The organism is Bacillus sp. BF2-3, assembly GCF_008368795.1.
GTDB classification, from domain to species: Bacteria; Bacillota; Bacilli; order Bacillales; family Bacillaceae_G; genus Bacillus_A; species Bacillus_A cereus.
Window position 1 is genome coordinate 306,040 of the sequence record NZ_QOSA01000010.1, and the last position, 468, is coordinate 306,507.

Consider the following 468-nt stretch of genomic DNA (forward strand, 5'->3'; position numbering starts at 1 on the left):
CGGCATTTGATTGTTATCCATAATCGGCATCATATTCGGCATTTGATTGTTATCCATAATCGGCATCATATTCGGCATTTGATTGTTATCCATGATCGGCATCATATTCGGCATTTGATTGTTATCCATAATCGGCATTATATTCGGCGGCTGGTTGTTATCCATAATTGGCATTATATTCGGTGGCTGGTTGTTATCCATAATTGGCATTATATTCGGTGGCTGGCTGTTATCCATGATTGGCATTATATTCGGTGGCTGGTTGTTATCCATGATTGGCATTATATTCGGTGGTTGGTTGTTATCCATGATTGGCATTTGAATATTTGGCATTTGAATATTTGGCGGTATGACTTGTGGAATAACTACATTTTCTTTCGATACATTTGGCGATACTATATTCCCTACGTTTTCTTTTTTCACTTGCGGTGACACTATATTCCCTACGTTTTCTTTTTTCACTTGCGG

Annotated in this window: 1 pseudogene; it reads right to left on the reverse strand. The window is 38.2% G+C overall.

The features are described from left to right. Window positions 1–468, reverse strand: a pseudogene (locus tag DN401_RS30130) (peptigoglycan-binding protein LysM); the annotation flags it as partial.